The organism is Paraburkholderia tagetis (assembly GCF_022213065.1).
In the GTDB taxonomy this organism is placed as follows: domain Bacteria; phylum Pseudomonadota; class Gammaproteobacteria; order Burkholderiales; family Burkholderiaceae; genus Paraburkholderia; species Paraburkholderia tagetis.
Genome location: NZ_JAKLJA010000026.1, coordinates 59,377 through 78,090 on the forward strand (window position 1 = coordinate 59,377; position 18,714 = coordinate 78,090).

The following is an 18,714-nucleotide window of genomic DNA, read 5'->3' on the forward strand; positions in this document are numbered from 1 at the left end:
AACAGCTACCCTTCGCTTTCCACTGTGCTGACCGTTGCCGCCGTGCTCGCCGTACCGATGGCGATGACCTCACCCGCCACGCTCGTACTCGTCAGCGACGTGCTGTCGCAACGCCTTCGCGCGACGGGAGTCTCGGTGAGCTATTACGTTGCCACTGTCATCTTCGGCAGCTTCGCGCGGTTTTTTTCGACGCTGCTGATTCATATGACGGGCAATGCCAACGCTCCGGCGTTTTACATAATCGGCTGCGGTCTGCTCTCCCTGGGCGGTCTGGCGATGGTTCAGGAAACGCTGGGCCGCCGGCTGAAGTACGCGACGAGGATTCCATTCATCTGGTCGCGTATCGGCCCCAGCCGGCGGCCCCAGATGAATCGCACCGGCTAGCCGTCAGGACCAGGGGCGCGCCCGGACAGAGCGACTCCAAATTCTTGTCGACACTAGAATGTTGCGGACTATAATCCCAAAGAGGTAAATCCGACGAATATTGTTTCCGCTCTGCGCCATGGCCCGAAATAAAACGCAAAACCTACCCGATCTTTCCGCGCTCCTTACGCCGAAGAATTCACTGATGCTGGCAGTCGAGCGGGCGGTGCTGCGCGGGCAGGACTGGGCGGCCGCTTCGGTGCCGATTGCCGAACAGATCGCCGCCCGGCTGGCCGGGGTCATTACGCTCGACCTGGTGAAATCCGGGCAACGTCTGCTGGAGGCGGATATCAGCGAAGTGTTGCACGTGAGCCGCGCTCCAGTGCGCGAAGCGCTGCGCATACTCGAGCGGGATCGCCTGGTTGAGTTTCAGGCACGCCGCGGGGCGATCGTCACCGCACCTGACGAGAATGAGCTTCGGGACATTTTCCGGGTGCGCAGCGTACTTTACGTCACGATGCTGGAGCAGGTGGCACGCGAAAATCCATCGGAGCTCGAGGCGTTACTGACCGAATATATACCGAGGCTCACCAAGGCGGCCGACGAATCGGTAGACGCCTATGCCGTGGAAAGCTTCCAGCTGAATTTCGCCACCATCAGTCTGTGCCGCAACCGGTTGCTGGTCGATATCCTGCACTCCATCTCGTTGCGGACGTTCCGTTATGTCCGGTTGGGGCTGGTGGCGGCACCCCAATCGATTCGCGCATCCTTGAAAGTCTGGCGAGCACTGCAGAAGGCCGCAATCAAACGGGACGCCGAGCTACTGCTTGGTCTTGCAGCTTCGCGGCTGGACGCGGCAAGGGATGCGGCCATTCGTGCGATTGCCGTAACGTCCACTGACAGTCGACGTGCGCGTGCGTCAAAGACGGCCCATGCCAAAGCGGGGGCCGTCCCTGCAGAATGAGCGGTTACCCGGGGCACGACACCCGGGTAACCCGCGAACCCGGCTACGCAATGGCTCGCCTGATCTGCGATGTTAGATGGCGGCAGGCTCACTGGGCGGCCTGACCTTCATCTGGTCTTGAGCCTCACAGGCGCTCGAACACCGCGGCGATACCCTGGCCACCGCCAACGCACATCGTCACGAGCGCGTAGCGTCCCCCGATGCGTTGCAGTTCGTAAACTGCTTTGGTGGCGAGGAAAGCGCCCGAGCAGCCGATCGGATGACCCAGTGCGATCGCACCGCCGTTCGGGTTGGTCTTATCCATGTCGAATTCAAGCGCACGCGCCACCGCAATGGCCTGCGCCGCGAACGCTTCGTTACTCTCGATCACGTCGATTTGATCGAGCGTAACGCCGCCTTTCCTGAGCGCCAGCTTCGTGGCAGGGATCGGGCCTTCGCCCATGATCTCGTTGGGCACTCCGGCCACCGCGTAGGACACCAGTCGCGCGATCGGCTTGTGGCCGGCGGCGTCGGCCACTGCCGCGTCGGCCAGCACGAAAAAGGCTGCGCCATCATTGATACCCGATGCGTTGCCCGCCGTCACCGAGCCGTCTTTCTTGAACGCCGGCTTCATCCTGGCCAGCGTCTCCATCGTTGTACCGGGCTTCACGTGCTCGTCGGTGTCGAATATCACTTCACCCTTCTTCGACTGTTTGACGATGGGGACGATCTGCGATTTGAAGCGCCCTTCGGCAATCGCCTGCGCCGCGCGACGGTGCGACTCCACCGCCAGCGCATCCTGTTGCTCGCGCGTGATATCCCATTTGACCGCCAGGTTCTCAGCCGTGATACCCATGTGGCCCACACCGAACGGGTCGGTCAACGTGGCGACCATGGTGTCGATCATTCTGCTGTCGCCCATGCGTGCGCCGCTGCGCATTGCGGTGGATAGATAGCCGCCGCGGCTCATCACCTCGACCCCTCCGCCGATGCCATAGTCGCAATCACCAAGCAGGATGTTCTGCGCAGTCGTCACGATGGCCTGCAGGCCTGACGAACAAAGACGATTCACCGACATCGCCACCGAATCCATGGGAAGCCCGGCCTGGATGGCGGCCACCCGTGCGACGTAAGGGAAGCGGGCCTCGGTGGGAATCGTGTTGCCAACCGTCACGTAATTGATCGTCGCCGGGTCGACGCCCGAGCGGGTGACTGCCTCCTTCATGACGGTGCCCGCCAGTTCCGCCGGTTCAATGTCGGCGAGAGATCCGCCGAAAGTTCCGATCGCCGACCGTGCCGCACCCAGTACCACGACATCGCGCTTACTCACGATTGCTCTCCTTATGATTAAGTGAAAAAAGTTGACCCGCAGCCCGACCCAAAAAGTTCGCTTCATGGATCATTTCGGACAGCGCCTGACACTCTACCCGCCAGCCGTGAAAAAGGAGCTGCCGCGGCCGAAGACATGGGATCCAGGAACCATGGCCACGCTGATTTCGTCGCGTCGTCGACGGGATGACTCTTTCGACGAGCGGATCAGACGTTTGTTCGAAGTGTCCCCTTGACCCAATACCCCCAACTCAGACCGCAGTACCGGTGCTCAGGTTGCCGCAAAGGGCTGGCGCCACATCCAGCGGCACATCGGATAGCGTAGCCGCATCCGCGTCGTAACTGCGCATTGCGATGACAAAAAACACCGCGGCCAAAACACTGCACAAGGGAATGAATGTAAGCGCGTGCGGCAAACCCCAATTGGCCTGATAGAACACCCGCCAGGACCGCCCCCACGGCGAGGCCAAACACGTTTTGAAACAGGGAAAGTACCGCCGCGCCGGGAGACCGCACACCTGGGTGAACGACGTCCATGGCCACGCCGGCAACCATACCCACGGTGCAGTTTATGAAAAAACCGCCAAGAACGATCAGCTTGAACTGTGTATCCACCGTGCAAGTGCCGCCAAATTCCACCACGAAGATCACCGCTGTGACCAGGCACAGCGCGGATAGCGCGGGCAGCTTGTTACAAGAGGCAAAACATCAACGCGAATACCAGCCACGCGTAGGCTCGGCTGTCGCGGGCGGCCGCCGCTGACCCCGCTGGCACGACGCAACCCGTATAAAGGATCAATGTAGGCTCCTCAAAAGTTTCACCTGCAGTCGATTGCCGTCGGAGCCGTCGTGGCGCTCGTGAGTCCTCAATGATCAGCCAGAATTGTTACTGTCGACATTATTGTTTATACTGAGTATCCGCGGCACCACGGTGGCGTACGGCTCCCAGGAAACAACGACCCCGCACTCGCCCGCGGCTCTCGCAAGCCGCGGGCGGCAAACTCTCGTAGCCGAACCTGTGCGACAGCGTTTGGCGTGCAATAAGGGCAAGAATAGATGACCCAGACAAACGCAATTTACCTGGAACCACCGGGCGGCCTGGAGCGGCTCGTCCCCGGCCAGGCCGAAACCAGGGCGCCTGGTCCCGGCGAGATCACCGTGCGGATTCACGCGAGCTCGCTGAATTACCATGACTATGGTGTCGTGAGCCGCACGACAGGCGACGCACGCCGCATCCCGATGTCGGACGGCGCTGGTGTCGTCACGGCAGTAGGCGCCGGTGTGACGGAATTCGCGCAAGGTGATCACGTCGTCAGTACGTTCTTCCCGACGTGGCTGGACGGCGAACCAGCCTTGTCCGACTTCGCGACGGTTCCCGGCGACGGTATCGATGGTTTCGCGCGGGAGACCGTGACATTTCCGGCGACGGCCTTCACTCATGCACCCAGCGGATACAGCCATGCGGAGGCCGCCACGCTGACCACCGCTGGGCTAACGGCCTGGCGGGCGCTGATCGTCAATGGCAACCTGAGACCCGGACAGACGGTGCTGGTACTCGGCACGGGAGGTGTCTCCATCTTCTCGCTCCAGTTTGCCAAGGCCTGCGGTGCCAGAGTGATTGCCACCTCATCGTCGGCCGGCAAATGTGCCCGGCTACGTGACCTCGGTGCGGATCACGTGATCAACTACCGAGACGACCCGCAGTGGGGCAGTATGGTACTCGATCTTACGGGTGGAACCGGTGTTGACCACGTGATCGAGACCGGCGGCGCGAGCACACTGGCGCAGTCGATGAACGCGGCCCGCACGGGCGGGCACGTGGCCGCCATTGGCGCAGTGTCGGGAGCGGACATTCCGTTCAATGTCAGGCAGCTCTTTCGCAAGCACCTACGGCTCACTGGCCTGCTGGTGGGAAGCCGCCGTCACCAGATCGACATGGTTCACGCACTGAATACCATCGGCATACGCCCGGTCATCGACCGGCATTATCCGCTTCAGGAGATTGCCGACGCCTTCAGGTATCAGGCCGCACAGCAGCACATCGGCAAGATCGTGCTGGAGATCTGAACCCGCCCTGCCAGGCAGGACACCCGCGCGCTGCGCGTGGATACGTTGCGTGCCGTAAGTAGCGCGCGAACTCGCATGCAGCGTACGAATACGCGCAAGCAATTGGGCATCACTATAAGACCGTTTCGATGGCTCACGCACCAGCCATGCGTAGTAGCCGCTTGTGGAGACTCCCAGCAGCCGCGCCAGGTTTTGATAATCATATAGCCGACCTCCTTCCGTTCGAATCGAACGGTCGGCGTACAGTCAGGGTTCGAACACCGACGTGACGCACAGGAGGCCGGCATGAATAAGTTTAGTGGAATCGACCTGCACTCGAACAACAGTGTGGTCGTCGTCAGCGATGAGGCTGACCGAGTTATGTACCAGCGACGGTTGCCGAACGATCCGGTGCAGATCCTGGCGGCGCTGGCGCCGCACCGCGAAGATCTGGTGGGCGTAGTCGTCGAAGCAACGTATAACTGGTACTGGCTTGTGGATCAGTTGATGAATGATGGCTACCGGGTGCATCTGGCCAACCCCGCGGCAATCAGGCAGTACGAGGGACTGAAATACAGTGGGGACTTTACCGATGCCGCCCATCTCGCACAACTACTGCGTCTGGGACTATTGCCTGAAGGCTACATTTATCCAGCAGAAGAACGTCCGGTGCGTGACCTCTCTCGCAAGCGGATCCAACTGGTGCAGTGTCGTACGGCCCAGATCCTCGCGATTGAGAATTTATTCTCACGCCATACTGGTGGGCAAATGCAAGGTGAGAGGGTTAAGCGCCTGGATGAGATGCAGGTGAATGGATTCGGTTTTGCATCTGACGTGACGCTCGCGATGCAAGCCAATCTCGCGGTCATGCGGGATTTTCAGGATCAAAACGCCAGATTTTGCGCGCTCTCTTTGACACATTGAAAGGCCTCCTGGCCGCCCCAACGAGGGGGGCAGGGTCTAGAGTTGGGATGTAACGCTCAACCGACCCGCTTAGAGATCCTAAGTTGCATAATCGAAAATTGGTCACGGATGCTCCACTCGACGAGCAGCAACGTCACGCCGTGCTCGCTGATCTCTCGAACGCGTCCCGCGAGCCCATCATTTTGCCTGCGGCGGCAGGGACTCCGCGCCAGCCGCCTGCGGCGCGGCGATACCCCCCGTCGCGAACTCGACTTCGAGAGCAACTCGCATCGGAGAGCCTGTGGACGGCCTCACGCCATCGCGCCCAACTCAAGGCGCAGTTCAAGGTGTGGCAACGCCGGACCACCGTCGAAGCGGCAGGCAACGCAAATTAATAAGCTTAACGATGCATTTGCACGAAACCCAGTCTTTCTCCACCAATTTGACAATGCCCCAAAAGACGCCTATCACCAAGCACATGGACGCAGCGCGGAACAGCTTGTCGGCGGTCATCACCAGACGCGTCGATTGCAAGCACCGCCATTTTTAAATGCAAGCCGCTACTGCTAGCGTGCGACAATGCGACTGTCACCTGCTGGGCTCAAGGCCATGTCAATAAAATTATCTCCCACTGGTCTCGTCATAGATGACGGAGCGCGTTCAGAGATGTTTCTGGAATTCCTGGACACGGTCCTGCGCGGGATCGGACAGGTGATGCTGCAAAGCAACAGCTACGCTGGCCTGCTGTTCCTGGTCGGTATCTTTTACAACTCGACGCTGTTCGGACTGGCGGTTGTTGTCGGCGCGGCCGTGAGCACGGTGACCGCCATGGCGCTGGGTGCCGATCGATCGTTAGTGCGCGCCGGCCTGTTTGGCTTCAATGGGGCGCTTGTCGCTGTCGCGCTGCTCTATTTCCTCCGGCCGGACATCCTGACTTGGGCTTGTGTCGTCTTCGCCGGCATCTGCGCGAGCGTTGTCATGGCCGCCATGCTCAACCTCTTGAAAGTCTGGGAAATTCCCGTGCTCACGGCACCGTTCGTTTTCACGGCCTTGTGCTTTTTTCTGGCGATCGCGCGCTTTGGTCGGTTGCATTCGACCCACCTCCTGCCGACAGCGGGGCTTCCGACCTCTGTGGCGGTCGAGGGTGTCGTAACTGCATCGACGGTCGTGGAAGGCGTCTTCAACGGGATCGCGCAGGTCTTCTTTCAAGGGAACGTTGTCACGGGCGTCATCTTCGTAGTCGGGCTACTGATCAGCTCGCGGGTGGCCTGCGCCGCGGCGCTGCTTGGATCGTTGACCGGGCTTGTCGTCGCTTGGGGCATGGGCGCCGCCGAACCGGCGATCCGCGCTGGCGCCTTCGGGTTCAACAGCGTCCTGACCGCGATCGCACTTGGGGACGTGTTTTTCGTGCTCGATGCGGCCTCGCTAGCCTATGGGGTGATCGCGACCGTCGCCACGGCCGTCGTCTTCGCGGCGATATCCGCGGCTCTGGAGCCGTTGGGGGTACCGGCGCTGACGTTCCCTTTCGTGCTCGTGGTGTGGGTCTTTGTCCTTGCGAGCCGGCTGCTTTCACGGATCCGGATCGCGGCGTAGGATTGACGGATCTGATGTGATGGACGACTCCCGCAATCCAGCGAGGGGTTTATGCCAAAGTGGAGAAGTCGTGACCTCCACGGCAAAGGAGCGTTCATCATGAACATAGCGACTGTTGGACTGGACCTGGCCAAGAGCGTGCTGCAGATTCACGCAGTGGATTCGCAAGGCCAAATCGTTGTACGCAAACAGCTCAGACGCGCGGACGTACTTCGGTATTTCGCCACGCTGCAACCGTGCGTAATCGGCATGGAAGCGTGCGCCGCCTCGCACCGTGCCGTGCGGGAGATGAAGGCCGCCGGCCTGCTGCCACAGCAGACAAAGGTCCGATCCTCGAAATATCTCAACAACCTGATCGAGCAGGAAACATCAAGTCCCGAACCAATGTCATGCTCGGCTTCAAACGTTTCAGGAGTGCAGCGATCACTCTTTCAGGCATCGAGTTGATTCATCGCATCCGCAAAGGCCAATTCAATCTCGCGACGCGCGGCCTCACGGATGCCATCGCGCCCGCCGCCTGGAATGCTGCCCTGTCTGTTTGATAAGAAATCCTCTCTTTATCAACAATCCTTTTTGGATCGTCTATTTGCACCAGATCCATCGAACGCGGCTTGTCCACGGACCAGGAATACCGGTTCGTGATCGACGGTTCCAAGGCGCTGCGTTCGGCGATCGAAGAGCTCTTCGGCGAGCGCGCCCACGTCCAGCGCTGCCGCACGCACAAGTTGCGCAACATTCTCGAGCGCCTGCCGAAAGAATGCATCTCGCATACCGCAGCGATCATGAAAGCGGCCTACAAGCTGCCAGCCAAGGACGGCATGGCCAAGCTCAAGACGCACGCGGCGTGGCTCCAGTCCGACCACCCGGATGCCTCGGCCTCGCTGCTCGAAGGACTGGAGGAGACGTTCACGGTGAACGAGTTGGGCCTGACGCCGGCGCTCGTGCGCGGCCTGTCTACGACCAACATCATCGAGAATCCGAACGGTGCGGTACGCCGTGTTGCAGGCCGTGTGAAGCGCTATCGCGATGCCGACATGGCGGTGCGCTGGGCGGCGGTCGGATTCCTGGAAGCCGAGAAGAACTTCCGCAAAATCCTCGGTGTGAGCGAGCTATGGGTACTCGCAGCGGCACTGAAGCGTCCGCCCTCGACAACGAACATTGACCATGATCGAAAGGTCGCCTAACCTATGCCGCACCCGCCGTCCCAACCTTCAACTGTCATTGGGACATTGCCTGGATATCGGAACAGTCCTGACGTTGCGACGACGGGCCCCAGAAACGGTATCCGACGCCGACATTTGCAACTTGATGCGACTGAACGCCATCCGGGAACTGCCCAGTTCATTTACGAAAACGATGGGCGTTATGACTGCGAGACCTATGATAGAAATGCGCGCTCAGCTTGCTCCACCCCCTGGGAGGCCCGATGAATCACTGCCAACAGTTGGAGTCTCCGGAAAACCCGGGGCGCTTCCCATATCGTGAATCAATGGTCTGCAACGCCCAATCTATAGCCGCAGTCAACGCGTCAGTGCCCGAGCAGCCTTTGCAGCAGCTCGGTCGCATTGCCGGCACCGTACTTGCGCATCAGCCGCCCGCGGTAGACGTCGACCGTGCGCGGGCTGAGGTCCAGCACCCGGCCGATCTGCTTGCTGGTTTTCCCGGTCACGAGTTGCGCGGCGATTTCCCGCTCGCGCGGCGTCAGTTCGATCGCAACGCGGCGCGTCGCGCTCAGGTCCTCGAAGGTCCACACGCCCACCGCATGCGGGGCGACGCGCTCAAGCGAGCGGCCCGTCACGTGACACCAGAACAATTCCCCGTTGGCCCGCTTCATGATGCGGTCGTCTGCGTAAATGCCTTGTGCGGTCATGATCGGCGGGATGCGCGTGCCGATTCGCTCGAATTCGTCCTCTGACGGATACAGCACCTGAAACGATTGCCCGAGCAGCGACTCCCGTGGGCAGCCGAAAATCGCTGCCAGCTGGTCGTTGCAGTCCTCAATGAAGCGCTCGCGCGACAGCACGAGACCGATTGGCGCGAGGTGAAAGGCGGTTTGATAATCCAGTGCAGCCATGACTGTCTTGATAATCATATCGCCAGCCTCCCTCTGTTCGAGTCGAACGGCCGGCATGGGTGTGCGCCGTGAAAATGTGGCGCTTTCCAGCGGGTGCAAGCCCCGCCCGGCAAATGTTCCAGCCGGAAGCAACGGAGCAGCCATGGAGGCAACGAAGTGGCTGAAGCCTTCGGTGACCCGTCAAGGCAGACCACCCGGAACATCGACATCAGAAAACGTTCAGTCGATGAGGTTCGCCACGCCGGCAGCACGCTCAGCCGCGTCGCGCTTCCGCGATGTGACACCACCGGCCAATGAGGTACACCGTGAAGGGCAAAACTGCCGCGAGCGGAAGCAGGCGCAACGCGCCTTGAAGACCCACCGAGTCCGCGATCACACCGGTGAAAAAGGGACCCGCGGCGAGGCCTAATATATTGTTGAACAGCGTCAATGTGGCAAATGCCGAGCCATGGATAGCTGGCGGTGTGGCCCCAGCAATAATCGCGCTACATGTGCCGAACGAACTGGCAAGGAAAAACACTGCGGGTGCAAGGAGCGCGAGTTGCAGATTGCCCGGTGGCAAGCGGAACGCGACCGCCAGCAGGATGCCTAGCACGAGGCAATAGCCAATGGCCATGTTCCACCGCTTAAGCGACGAGTCCCGGCTGATCCGGTCTGTGATCACACCGCACAGGAGTTGGCCCATGCCGCTGACAAGGACAAGGCCGGCCGCCACTACGGCAGCCTTGCTGACAGGCATGTCCCAGTAGCGATTCAGGTAGCTGGGCAGCCACACGAAAAGCGTGCCCTGAATGAAGATCTGCAGGGCGCTGCCGAGGTACGCGCAAAAGACGGAACGGGACGGAAACAGGCCAGAGAGAAGCGCTCGGGGCGTCAGTTTCAGACGCTCGGCCACCGGCGTTCCGCTCGCATTGTCCGCATGCGCACGCGCGAGCCTTTTTTCCGTGACGACGAAGAAGTAAATGATCACCAGCACAAAACCAAAGATCGCCATCAGACCCATCGACCAGCGCCAGCCAAAGTGGGTCGCAACGACGCCGGAAAGCGAAACACCGAGCACGGACCCAAAGGCAGCGGCAGACGTAAAGCCGCCGGCAATGGTAGAGCGCAGACGCTTTGGAAAGATGCTCATGAGCATCGCGAGTCCGACACTTCCGTAAGCAGCCTCGCCGACACCCACGAAGATGCGCGCGAGGAACATCTCGTTGTAGCTGCTGGCAATCGCGCACCCGAGCGTGGCAACGCTCCACAGCGCAGCCATCAGTGCAATGCTTTTGACACGTCCCCAACGGTCCGCGATTATGGAAAATGGCAGGGTCAGCACGCCGACCGCCAACGGCACCACGCCGCTAATCGAACCGAGCTTTGTATCAGTAAGCTGCCACTGCACTTTCAGGATCGGAAACAGGGCATTGAGCGCCTGCCGCGACATGTAGTCGGACAGCAAGAGGAAAAACATCAATACAAATACAACCCACGCGTAGACACGGGCGCCACTGGTAGCCGCCGTCGGCTCGGCCGGCATTGCGTTACTCGTATTCAGGTTCAATTCTGTCTCCTCCAATGATTCACTAGATTCATATTGAATCGTGCCGCCTGGTCCGTGTGAAGCAAGGCCTCTACGCCGGGACCGGCACTCGTTTCTGCTGGCCGTCAGCATCGCCGGACGCTTTCTTTGTGTTGCCGTGCGCGCTTTGGATTTCGACGCTTGTCTCAAGCGTCCTGATGACTGGTGTGATGACGTTGAAGTTCGCTCGTTTTGCTCCCCGATCGGAATCGGGGGTTCACCGGAAAGCCAATGTTTGCTGCTGCCGGGCCGGAGAAGGCGTCGTACATCGACTAGGCGAGTCACATGCATCGCGCGGGAGATTTCGACGATTGACCGCATACACAGAACGAAGGCGCTCGCCAGCATGAACAACTCCGTATGAGAGGCCGTGCCCAACGATGTCAGTTGCCGCACCGTGGCTCCGCGTCCTGATTTCGCCCTGCATCGGCGCAGCGCACAATTGCGGAACGAACACCCCGGGTCTGTTTATGAGACAAATGCGGGCGATCTTCATGGCCCTGAAATTGTTGTGTCGCACCCCGCCTGGAGAAGCTCCAATCGAAGTATTGCGCCAAAGTCTCCCTTGCGGCCACAAAGCGCCGGACGACAGACACTGACTTCAGGATAGCACCACTTATTTTTTATGTCGACATTAACTGTGAGGCCCGTGCAAACCGCCATGCCTGAGCGCGGAGAGGAATTGTTACGAAGTGGCGTAAACCCGAAACGGAGCCAAGGTTCGTAATATCGAGGGTACGACAAACGGGATCACATGCGCGTCAGACTGACCAACCTGGCTCATTGTCAGCGCTTGCCGTTCCGTCTGGTCCTGATGGACACCTGGTATGCCGCGCGCGATCTGATGCTGTTCATCGAGTCGCTGGAGAAGAACGACTCTCGCCCGCTACGCGCCAACCGGCAGGCGGACGACTCCGGCGCACGCCCCCTATACCGGCGCGTCGCAAACAACTGACCGGGAGCGTACCCAGCGTCGAGGAGAGGATGGACGAGCGGGAAGCGAAGTCGACTACGACGACACGGCATCCCAACTCGTCCCTACGCAGGAAACGTCCCAATCAATTCGTGCGGCATCGCGGCCACGACAGACCGGCCGCCGGCAATGGAAATTTCGCGGCGGTGTTTCAAAAGACTCGACTTTAGACATCCAGCACCCCGATGAGGGGCGCTAGAAAATGGTTCGGAATTCGAAAAAAAACTTGACATGGACAGGTAATTGCGAGGCCGCCGCGCTGCTTGCGCGAGGTTTTAGCGCAAGCAGCGCGGCGGCCAATGAGAATCGTTTTCGGTTCTCTTGCGATAGCCATGTCACTGTCGAAACGCACCGAGTTTTACCTGAGCGAATGGATCAACGTTCTACTTACCGCCGTGCCGATTCGCTCGCAAACCAGCTTCCTCGAGCTGCTCTGCGGGTGCATGGTTTCGCCCGAAGGATGGGTGAGCCGCGCGATCTCGGCCATTGGGTGTACGCGCCACTGGACGGCGTATTTCAAGCTTCTGGAGCGTGGCACCTGGCGTACGGTGCCACTCGCACGAGCGCTGCTCAGACTGGTGCTTGCCGTCTTGCCCAGCGGCACGCTCACCATGGTCCTGGACGATACGCTGATCATGCGGTGCTCGAAGAAGGCACCGGGCGTGGCCTGGCGACGCGAGCACAGCGGCAAGACCAACCGGCCCAAACACGTCTGGGCGCAATGCATCGTGACCCTGGGTGTGAGCGTGCTGGGCAACGGGGGCGTCGGCATGGTGCTGCCGATCCTCTCGCGACTGGTTCCGGACACGGGCAACACCAACAAGCTCAAGATTGCGCTGGCGCTTGTGCGTGCGGTCTCGGGTGTGACGCAGCGGCCCATACGTGTGCTGTTCGACTCCTGGTTCATGCGCGCGCGTCTGGTGCTGCCGTTGCTGCGTCGGAACATGCACGTCATCGGCCAGGCGCGTATCGATACCGCGCTGTTTCTGCCGCCCGTACGATCGGGTGCGCCCCGGCGTGGAAGGCCGCGCATCTATGGCAAGCGTCTGTGCGCCGAGGCCATCGAAGCGCTGCCCGCGACCGAATTGACGATGAGGCTTTATGGCAAGGAACAGCGCGTGCGCCTGCGTTCGATCGTCGCCGTGGCTCGCTTCCTCAAGGGCACGACGGTGCGCGCCGTCTGGTGCCAGTTCTACAACGACAAGCGGCAGGAATGGACAAAGCGACGCCTGATCCTGGCATCCGAAGTCGATCTGGAGCCACAGACTATCGTTCAGCTTTACGCGCGCCGCTGGGGCATAGAACCGCTGTTTCACAATCTCAAGCGCTGGTGGGGATTCAACAATCTCTGGCAGCAGAAGCGCACCGTACTCGAACTCTGGATGCAGATTCGTTCGTGCGCCTGGACACTCACGCAGTTGCTCAGCCTGGCGATTGCCGACGACTTCCCGATGCACAAAATTGCTCCGTGGAGAATCGGTCAGCCCGTCACCGCTGGCCTGGTCGCCCAATGGCTGCGTCGCGAATTTACCGGACTTGCCTCCCTCACTCCCGCGCACGGGAAGTCCCGAAAATTCCAGAGGCCCGAAGCGCGTCACGCCCCTTGAGTTACCAGTCGATGCCGCTTCTGCGGTTCCGCATGTTTGCTTCATCGCGATCTCAGTCTCGTTCGCTGCCTCGCCACTGCCACTCAGCAACGGTCGGCGACGGCGTTCGATTGTCTAAAGTCCAGTATTAAGGCTTAAGTTAGCAAAAATGTCATGCCGTGACCATTTATTGCAACGCGCTTTCAGCGCGTGGTGCGATCTCGTGACACCGTTGTATCCTCAGCTTGCCGGACTGAAAACGTCCAGTTGCCATCGGTCGCACCGGCGGCGACTCCCCTGACCCAGCCTGACCGCTGGGTTTTTTTTCAGTTGACCCACATGCACGCCTCCTCAACGAAGTCGACTCCTTCCTCACGCATGAGCGCGCCTGAGTTACGCGCGACCGTGTCGCTCGCCGCGATCTTCGCGCTGCGCATGCTGGGCCTCTTCATGATCATGCCGGTGTTTTCGGTCTACGCGAAAACCATCCCCGGCGGCGAGAACGTGCTGCTCGTCGGCATCGCACTCGGCGCCTACGGTGTCACGCAGTCGCTCCTCTACATCTTCTACGGCTGGCTCTCCGACAAGATGGCAATGTCCCAGGCGTAGTTGAAGGTTGAAGGCGGCGGTTCCCCGTTGGGAATCCGAGAGAATCGGGTTTCCACGACCAACTCCCTAATTCGGACAGGGAACCAAGGAGAACCGCCACATGAAGCCTACCAAGAAGAAGGCCCCCAAGGCCAGCGCGCCGTTGAACATCGTCGCCAAGCAGAACGAAGACCGGCTGCGGGCCTGTTTCGCCGAGAACAGTCAGCTCCTGCTGCCGATGCTCGACCTGATCCAGAACACTCGCACGAGCATCGACGAGCTGATGTACGAAGCCGGTCGCAGCCTGGTCGAGCAGTTGCTGGTGATTTCCGCCACCGAAGTCGCCGGCGAGAAGCATCCGGGTCGCAAGGGCGGCGAGATCCGCTGGCACGGCTCGCAGCGAGGCCAGATGGTGATGGACGAGCGCAAATTGAGTGTCAAACGCCCGCGCCTGCGGCGTCGTGACGGCGGCGAAGTGCCGGTTCCCGCCTACGAGCAATTGAACGAGAATCCGCGCCTGGCCGAGCGCGTGCACGACATCATGGTCACAGGCGTGTCCACGCGCAAATATGCCGAGGTGTTGCCCGAGATGGCCGGCACCGTCGGTATTTCGAAGAGCAGCGTCTCGCGCGAGTTCATCCAGGCCAGCCAGACAGCGCTCACCGAGCTGATGGCACGGCGCTTCGATGAGCGCGAGTTCCTGGCGATCTACATGGACGGCATCATCGTCGGCACGCGGCATGTCATCGCGGCCATCGGTGTGGACAGCACCGGCGAGAAACACCTCATGGGACTCGTGAGCGGATCGAGCGAGAACGCCCAGGTCGTCAAGGATCTGTTGCGCGGGTTGATCGATCGCGGCTTGTCCACGGAACAGGAATACCTGTTCGTGATCGACGGCTCCAAGGCGCTGCGCTCTGCGATCGAGGAGCTCTTTGGCGAGCGCGCCCACGTGCAGCGCTGCCGCACGCACAAGCTGCGCAACGTCCTTGAGCGCCTGCCCAAAGAATGCATCTCGCAAACCGCAGCGATCATGAAGGCGGCGTACAAGCTGCCGGCCAGGGACGGCATGGCCAAACTCAAGACGCACGCGGCGTGGCTGCAGTCCGACTACCCGGATGCCTCGGCATCGCTACTTGAGGGGCTGGAGGAGACGTTCACGGTGAACGAGCTGGGCCTGACGCCGGCGCTCATGCGCGGGCTGTCCACGACCAACATCATCGAGAATCCGAACGGTGCGGTGCGCCGTGTCGCGGGCCGTGTGAAGCGCTATCGCGATGCCGACATGGCGGTGCGCTGGGCGGCAGCGGGGTTCCTGGAGGCCGAGAAGAACTTCCGCAAGATCCTTGGCGTGAGCGAGCTGTGGATACTCGCAGCGGCGCTGAAGCGTCCGCCCTCGACGAACATTGACCAGGATCGAAAGGTCGCCTAACCTATGCCGCACCCGCCGTCCCAACCTTCAACTGTCTGTGGGACATCGCCCAAGATGGGCCGCAAGCCTGTGATCGTCATCGGCCTTGTGATCTTTGCCCTCGGCAGCTTCGTGGCGGCGGGCGCGCACGACATCACCTGGATCATCGTCGGCCGGGTGATTCAGGGCATGGGCGCGGTGTCCTCCGCCGTGCTTGCGTTCATTGCCGACCTCACCTCCGAAGCGCACCGCACCAAGGCCATGGCGATGGTGGGCGGCTCGATCGGCATGTCCTTCGCGGTGGCGATCGTGGGCGCGCCCATCGTGTTCCACTGGGTAGGCATGAGCGGCCTGTTCGCACTCGTCGGCGTGCTCTCGATCCTGGCCGTGGGCGTCGTGGTGTGGATCGTGCCCGATGCGCCCAAGCCCGTGCATGTGCGCGCACCGTTCGCCGAAGTCCTGCACAACGTGGAGCTGCTGCGTCTGAATTTCGGCGTGCTCGTGCTGCACGCCACCCAGACCGCGCTCTTTCTCGTCGTACCGCGCCTGCTCGTGGACGCGGGCCTGCCGGTCGCGTCGCACTGGAAGATCTACCTGCCAGTGATGGGTCTTTCGTTTGTCCTGATGGTGCCCGCCATCATCGCCGCGGAAAAGCGCGGCAAGATGAAGGCCGTGCTCGTCTCGGCCATTGGACTTGTCCTGGCCGGTCAGCTTCTGCTTGGCTCGCTTGCGCATACCATTGCAATCGTGGCGGCGGTGCTGTTCGTGTACTTCCTCGGGTTCAATATCCTGGAGGCCTCGCAGCCCTCGCTGGTGTCCAAGCTCGCGCCGGGCAACCGCAAGGGCGCGGCTACGGGCGTCTACAACACCACCCAGTCGATCGGGCTTGCGCTCGGCGGCGTGGTGGGCGGGTGGCTGCTCAAGCACGAGAGCGCGAGCGCGGTCTTCTACGCGTGCTCGGGACTTGTTCTCTGCTGGCTCCTGATCGCGTTCAACATGAAGGCGCCGGCGCCGCGCAATGCATGACCTTTCCGGGCCCTGGCATAAACTGAAGGAAACGGCTGTACCATCCACACAACGACAATCGATAGACGGGGGAGACAGATCGTGCGCATTTTCGGGCTGATAGACAGACGGGCGTTGCAGCGCGCGAACCGGCTATGGCTCCACTACGGCGTATTCTGGCTCGGCGCGATCGCAGTCGGCCTCGTCGCCGTGCTCTACGCGAAGCTGATCGATTTCGGCTACGGGCTGTTCCTGCACTACGCCGCCGAGCGGTTCTGGCTGCCGCTCCTCGTCGCGCCCACAACGGGTGCCGTGACCGTCTGGCTCACGCGGCGCTTTTTCAATGGCTCGGAAGGCAGCGGTATCCCGCAGGTTATCGCGATGCTGCATGGGCCCAACGAGCTCGGGCCGCGGTTGCTCACGCTTCGAATTCTCGTCGGGAAGATTTTCATCTCGTTCCTGGCCATTCTTGGCGGATTCACGATCGGCCGTGAAGGTCCGACCATCCATGTCGGCGCTGCACTGATGTTCAGCCTTCGGCGCTTCTACCCGCAGCGCTTTCTCACAATCCGGCCCGGCGTACTGGAGCGCCGGCTCGCGCTCGCCGGCGCGGCCGCCGGGTTATCCGCGGCGTTCAATGCGCCGCTCGCGGGCGTGGTGTTCGCTATCGAAGAACTCATGCGCAGCTTCGAGCAGCGCACGAGTGGCGTCCTGATCACGGCCATCATATTCGCTGGCGTCGTCTCGCTGGGCATTCAGGGTAACTATGTTTATTTCGGCACGATCGATATTGGCGACGGACTGCCCAGGTGGCTCAGCCTTGCCGTTGTATTGATCGGGGTGATCGCGGGCGTGCTGGGCGGCGCCTTCTGCTGGCTACTGCTCAATACGCGGCGCTGGATGCCTCGTGCGCTGCTCGACATGCGTGCGCGATGGCCGGTGCTGTTCGGGGCGCTCTGCGGCCTGATCATCGCGATTGTGGGCGTACTCGCGCACGGCCACACGTTCGGTAGCGGCTATGCCGAAGCGCGCGGCATGCTGGAGGGCACCGCGCATGTCAGCGCGGCGTATCCAGTCTTCAAGCTCATCTCGATGGTGGGGTCGTATCTTCCGGGTGCACCCGGTGGCCTGTTCGCGCCATCGCTGGCAATCGGTGCCGGCATCGGCAACACCGTGCACATGATGTTCCCGGAGATGCAGCTACCGATGCTGATCGCGCTCGGCATGGTCGGCTATCTCGCAGCGGTCACGCAAAGCCCGATCACGGCGTTCGTCATCGTCATCGAGATGATCAACGGCCACGCGCTCGTCATCTCGCTGATGGCCACCGCGCTCATCGCGAGCCGTGTCTCGCGCCTTTTTGCGCCACCGCTGTATGAGGCGCTATCGGAACGCTATCTGCGCGAGCCGTGAGGGGGCACTCGACGGCATACCAGTACAGATATCGACGGGGTTGAAATGAAGATTGCGGACAGACTCGAACGTCACCTGCTGGGCATGGCACACATGCTGTGTCTCGTCGCCCTCGTCGCCGCCGTGGTGGCGATGACGGCCCTCATGTTTGCGCTCGCGGCTCCGGAAAAGGCGGGTGTGGCCGCCGATCCGCCCGTGACTGCGACCGACGTACTCGCTTCGATCCCCGGCTCGGAGGCGGCCAACGACGCCATATCGACGGAGAGTGCGAACGACGGCGCGTCCGGGATGCACATTCAGGCCGCAGCCGGACTGGTCATCCCTGCTCCCCTGCGTCAGGTCCTGAGCGGCGATAACGCAAGCCAGCCACTGTTCGACGCGTGGCTCGGCAGCGTGCCACTTTCAGATCGGCAGCAATTCATCGATGAGCTTTCCGGTGTCGTTGCGCGTGCCGACCAGCACGCGGCGGCGTGGGAATGGGACGATCGCGAACGCTACGTTGCAGCAGCGATGAATCAATACGCCCATTTGAAAATTGAGCGTATTGCGTCGGCCGAAACGGTCATCGAAGCGGCGCGCAACAGGATCGGACAATTCAGGACATCGCTGGGGACGCTCCTTGGAGTGGCGGGGTTCCTCACACTGCTGCTGGTCCTGATGTCGATCGAGCGCAATACGCGCCACCTGCGTATCGAACGGGAGGTTTGATGTAGGTGCCGTCGCGTGCACAAGGCAGCCCGCGTGCCACGCTCGCCCGATTGCCGTTTGCGTGCCTTCAGTTCATGCCGGAATTTCGGCCATGGACCGTGGACTGCGTGTGATGATTATCCGCATGAACTCAGCCGGAAGGTCAGCCCGGACACCTCGCATGTCAGAGACAGCAGGGCAAGCGTATGGCGGCCGAGGCGCCCCGCAGTTGC

Annotated in this window: 13 protein-coding genes and 4 pseudogenes; 14 read left to right on the top strand and 3 right to left on the bottom strand. The window is 61.2% G+C overall.

Going from position 1 to position 18,714, the window contains the following annotated elements:
* The first annotated feature begins 24 nt into the window (after window positions 1–24).
* Complete coding sequence (locus L5014_RS25555) at window positions 25–384, top strand: MFS transporter (protein WP_420800135.1); 360 nt, start codon at window positions 25–27, stop codon at window positions 382–384.
* Window positions 385–502: 118 nt separating this feature from the next.
* The gene (locus tag L5014_RS25560) at window positions 503–1,327 is read left to right on the top strand and encodes a GntR family transcriptional regulator (protein WP_238466588.1); all 825 of its coding nucleotides are present in this window, start codon (window positions 503–505) and stop codon (window positions 1,325–1,327) included.
* A 124-nt stretch (window positions 1,328–1,451) separates the two neighbouring features.
* On the opposite strand, the gene L5014_RS25565 is transcribed toward L5014_RS25560, so the two are convergent.
* Entirely contained in the window at window positions 1,452–2,636 is a 1,185-nt protein-coding gene (locus L5014_RS25565; RefSeq protein ID WP_238466589.1) for an acetyl-CoA C-acyltransferase family protein, read from the bottom strand.
* A 1,055-nt stretch (window positions 2,637–3,691) separates the two neighbouring features.
* On the opposite strand from L5014_RS25565, the gene L5014_RS25570 reads away from it, so the two are divergent.
* From L5014_RS25570 to L5014_RS25590, 5 genes and pseudogenes are all read left to right on the top strand, one after another.
* A complete protein-coding gene (locus tag L5014_RS25570; RefSeq protein WP_238466590.1) occupies window positions 3,692–4,702 on the top strand; it encodes a zinc-dependent alcohol dehydrogenase family protein in 1,011 nt (336 codons plus the stop codon).
* A gap of 285 nt (window positions 4,703–4,987) precedes the next feature.
* On the top strand, window positions 4,988–5,605 hold the full coding sequence (locus L5014_RS25575) for an IS110 family transposase (RefSeq protein ID WP_238466591.1): 618 nt from the start codon (window positions 4,988–4,990) through the stop codon (window positions 5,603–5,605).
* Between the two features lie 645 nt (window positions 5,606–6,250).
* On the top strand, window positions 6,251–7,177 hold the full coding sequence (locus tag L5014_RS25580; RefSeq protein WP_238466592.1) for an urea transporter: 927 nt from the start codon (window positions 6,251–6,253) through the stop codon (window positions 7,175–7,177).
* 324 nt (window positions 7,178–7,501) lie between these two features.
* Window positions 7,502–7,719: pseudogene (locus tag L5014_RS25585) on the top strand (DDE-type integrase/transposase/recombinase); the annotation flags it as partial.
* A gap of 57 nt (window positions 7,720–7,776) precedes the next feature.
* Window positions 7,777–8,361, top strand: a pseudogene (locus L5014_RS25590) (transposase); the annotation flags it as partial.
* Window positions 8,362–8,705: 344 nt separating this feature from the next.
* On the opposite strand, the gene L5014_RS25595 reads toward L5014_RS25590, so the two are convergent.
* Both L5014_RS25595 and L5014_RS25600 read right to left on the bottom strand, forming a co-directional pair.
* A complete protein-coding gene (locus L5014_RS25595; RefSeq protein ID WP_238466633.1) occupies window positions 8,706–9,251 on the bottom strand; it encodes a LuxR C-terminal-related transcriptional regulator in 546 nt (181 codons plus the stop codon).
* A gap of 253 nt (window positions 9,252–9,504) precedes the next feature.
* On the bottom strand, window positions 9,505–10,776 hold the full coding sequence (locus tag L5014_RS25600; RefSeq protein WP_420800133.1) for an MFS transporter: 1,272 nt from the start codon (window positions 10,774–10,776) through the stop codon (window positions 9,505–9,507).
* A 796-nt stretch (window positions 10,777–11,572) separates the two neighbouring features.
* On the opposite strand from L5014_RS25600, the gene L5014_RS25605 reads away from it, so the two are divergent.
* The 7 genes and pseudogenes from L5014_RS25605 (at window position 11,573) to L5014_RS25635 (ending at window position 18,502) form a co-directional block, all read left to right on the top strand.
* Complete coding sequence (locus L5014_RS25605; protein WP_238466594.1) at window positions 11,573–11,773, top strand: hypothetical protein; 201 nt, start codon at window positions 11,573–11,575, stop codon at window positions 11,771–11,773.
* 350 nt (window positions 11,774–12,123) lie between these two features.
* Window positions 12,124–13,398 (top strand): IS701 family transposase, encoded by a 1,275-nt coding sequence (locus L5014_RS25610; protein ID WP_238466595.1) that lies wholly within the window; start codon window positions 12,124–12,126, stop codon window positions 13,396–13,398.
* 318 nt (window positions 13,399–13,716) lie between these two features.
* A pseudogene (locus L5014_RS25615) lies at window positions 13,717–13,965 on the top strand (MFS transporter); the annotation flags it as partial.
* Window positions 13,966–14,086: 121 nt separating this feature from the next.
* Window positions 14,087–15,397 carry an IS256 family transposase gene (locus L5014_RS25620; RefSeq protein ID WP_238466596.1) on the top strand — a complete coding sequence of 437 codons (1,311 nt, stop codon included), beginning with the start codon at window positions 14,087–14,089 and terminating at the stop codon, window positions 15,395–15,397.
* A 45-nt stretch (window positions 15,398–15,442) separates the two neighbouring features.
* Window positions 15,443–16,402 (top strand): annotated as a pseudogene (locus L5014_RS25625) (MFS transporter); the annotation flags it as partial.
* Window positions 16,403–16,483: 81 nt separating this feature from the next.
* Window positions 16,484–17,794 (top strand): chloride channel protein, encoded by a 1,311-nt coding sequence (locus L5014_RS25630; RefSeq protein WP_238466597.1) that lies wholly within the window; start codon window positions 16,484–16,486, stop codon window positions 17,792–17,794.
* Window positions 17,795–17,938: 144 nt separating this feature from the next.
* Window positions 17,939–18,502: a hypothetical protein gene (locus L5014_RS25635; protein WP_238466598.1), complete on the top strand. Its 564-nt coding sequence runs from the start codon at window positions 17,939–17,941 to the stop codon at window positions 18,500–18,502.
* The last annotated feature ends 212 nt before the right edge of the window (window positions 18,503–18,714 follow it).